The sequence below is a fragment of the Pseudomonas monteilii NBRC 103158 = DSM 14164 genome (assembly GCF_000730605.1).
Lineage (GTDB): Bacteria > Pseudomonadota > Gammaproteobacteria > Pseudomonadales > Pseudomonadaceae > Aquipseudomonas > Aquipseudomonas monteilii.
The window spans coordinates 1-2,344 of sequence record NZ_BBIS01000104.1 but is presented as its reverse complement, the minus strand read 5'-3'; the positions used below and the strand labels follow the sequence as shown (position 1 = coordinate 2,344).

The window sequence follows — 2,344 nt, the reverse complement described above, 5'->3', positions numbered from 1 at the left end:
CAGGTCTGACCCGCAAATGGTCTCCCAAGTGAACATGGGTAAGAGGAATGTCTTCCTCCTGACCATCAGCGTTGATCTTGCGTGCAGTTTTGGGAGAAAGGCCTAGAAGGGACTTAATGGCGGCGGAGGTTTGTGAACGTGCTTTGAGCTCAAGAATTTGCCCAAGCAAGGTGAGCGAGATGATGACCGCAGCGGCTTCGAAGTAGACGCCGATGCGTCCATCTTGCATGAAGGTGGTGGGAAAACTTTGGGGAAATAGGGTTGCCGCGATGCTGTAAAGATACGCTGCGGCAGTACCCAAACCTATCAGTGTCCACATATTTGGACTGCGATTTCTAACAGCTGCTATGGCCCTTACAAAAAAAGGGCCAACCTGCCCATAAGGTGACCGGCGTCGCAAGAGCAAACTCGATCCAGTTTTGAACCGAACCATGGAAGAGTTGTAATGAATGGCCCGCCATGGCTAGAACGGTCACTATCACGGTTAAAGGCAGAGACCACCAAAAGCGGCGCGTGAAATCACGGAGCTCGGTTTTGTCAACGTCATCAAGCGCGGGCATGACCGGCTCTAATGTCATGCCACATTTAGGGCAATTGCCGGGCCCTGGCTGTCTTATTTCCGGGTGCATAGGACAGGTAAACTCAGTGGCTACCTGTAGCGCGGGCTCTATAGCGGCGCTGCTGGGTTCAGCGCTGGGATGATTACCAATGTAGCGTTCTGGATCTGCCCGAAATTTCTCTTGGCATTTCTGGCTACAAAATTGATACGTCTGTCCTTGGTAAGACTCGCCAAATTTACTTGGAGGTGTAACCGCCATACCGCACACCGGGTCACGTAGATCACCGTCATGGGGCGAGGCAGCGTGGGCGGGACCGTGATCGTGGTGGCTCGGTGTAGTGGGCATAGCTATTTCTCTTCCTTGTTGGTTCCTGCCTGATCGCCATGGGCATGTCCGCCATGTCCATGCCCAAAAAAATGCATCAATGGACAGATCAACAGGATGAGGTAGGGCAAATACGGATAAACGTGGGTGAAATGTTCCCGCACCCCGTAAAAGGCACCGATCGCAACGAGCATGATCAGTACAACGCCTGTTTTGCGCCTCCAAAATGGTGGGGAGGTGCCTCCAGCCGGATGCTGATGGTTATCCATGATCTAGACCCGTTTGTGAGCGTGTTGCTCTGATCTCTGCCTCAGAGCATAGCGAACTCTTGCGTCGACGCGGTTTTAACGGTCGGTTCAGGCTTACTTCAAGTCAAATTGACCGACCATCCCCGACTGGTAATGACCTGGCACGTTGCAGGCAAATTGAAGTCCAGTTGTGTTGTTGAAGGTCCAGATCAACTCCTTGGTTGCCCCTGGCTCGATCAGCACGCTATTCGGGTCGTTGTGTTCCATTCCAACCATCTTCATGCCTCCCATGCTATGGCCCATATTGCCCGACATTTTTCCAGTTCCGGTGGGTGTAAGCGTTCCATTCTGGAACATGCTCGCCATTTCTTTTTGGTGCGCCGCGTGAGCAGCGGCTTGGCCGATATTGAACTCGTGCAGCAACGCCCCTTTGTTGTGAAGTACAAAGCGAACCGTTTCACCGGGCTTTACGTCGACGCTTTTAGTTTTGAAGAAAATATCACCCATCTCCACATCAACCGTGCGAGTGACCTCTGAGGCGACTCCAGGCTGACCGATATCCTCTTTCCCATGACCTACGCTGGCCATCGCCGTAGCGCCGAGGAGTAGGGTGATTGCCGCAATAACTGGACTAATGAGCTTAGTTTTCATGGTGACCTCGAGAGCAAGTGGAAAACACTAGCTATGCTAAAGGGATAGAGCTGCCCGTTAACTGACTTGAACACTACATTTCTGTCAGTTTTCCTGAGAAAACACGGCGCCCAGATGACGCCGTGTCTAGCGGAGCGTTTCAAAGAGCCCCGTCGGAGGTATTCGGTTACTGATGGTTCTCAGAAAGCATCAGTTTGTGCTCGCGCTGCATTTGGTTCAAAACGTCATCAACCATGGCGTCGTGTTTTTCCATCCAGGCGAGGTGCTGCTGAGGTGACATTGATGCGTTTGGGTGATCTTGATGGAGCTGGCTCATGATTTCGCCCAGCATTTTCATATGCTCGGCCATGTGTACATGGCGCTGTCCTTCAGGGGCTTTTTCAGCTTGTACCAAGGTTGCTTCTGCTTTGTCGCGCAGGCTCTCCATACGCTCCGCGATCCGGTCTGCGCCACCTTCAGCCAACGCAAAAGACGAGACAAATATCGAGCTCACAAAGAAAAGGACTTTTAGGCGATTCATAGGACAGCTCCTTATGGATTTACTTTCCGGCTCCCTTAGGG

The 2,344-nt window shown here is 52.2% G+C and carries 3 protein-coding genes and 1 pseudogene; all 4 read right to left on the bottom strand.

Annotation, left to right across the window (positions count from 1 at the left end; genetic code table 11):
- Positions 1-905, bottom strand: a pseudogene (locus tag PM2_RS31065) (YHS domain-containing protein); the annotation flags it as partial.
- 2 nt (positions 906-907) lie between these two features.
- Entirely contained in the window at positions 908-1,153 is a 246-nt protein-coding gene (locus tag PM2_RS30590) for a DUF2933 domain-containing protein (protein ID WP_004575499.1), read from the bottom strand.
- A gap of 93 nt (positions 1,154-1,246) precedes the next feature.
- Positions 1,247-1,783 carry a cupredoxin domain-containing protein gene (locus PM2_RS29305; RefSeq protein WP_004575498.1) on the bottom strand — a complete coding sequence of 179 codons (537 nt, stop codon included), beginning with the start codon at positions 1,781-1,783 and terminating at the stop codon, positions 1,247-1,249.
- Positions 1,784-1,949: 166 nt separating this feature from the next.
- Positions 1,950-2,303, bottom strand: coding sequence for a co-regulatory protein PtrA N-terminal domain-containing protein (locus tag PM2_RS29300; RefSeq protein ID WP_004575497.1), 354 nt, complete (start codon positions 2,301-2,303; stop codon positions 1,950-1,952).
- Between the last annotated feature and the right edge of the window lie 41 nt (positions 2,304-2,344).

Excerpts from the sequence above, each read along its gene's own strand:
- PM2_RS29300 (WP_004575497.1), bottom strand. The coding sequence starts at position 2,303 with ATGAATCGCCTAAAAGTCCTTTTCTTTGTGAGCTCGATATTTGTCTCG.
- PM2_RS30590 (WP_004575499.1), bottom strand. The coding sequence starts at position 1,153 with ATGGATAACCATCAGCATCCGGCTGGAGGCACCTCCCCACCATTTTGG.
- PM2_RS29305 (WP_004575498.1), bottom strand. The coding sequence starts at position 1,783 with ATGAAAACTAAGCTCATTAGTCCAGTTATTGCGGCAATCACCCTACTC.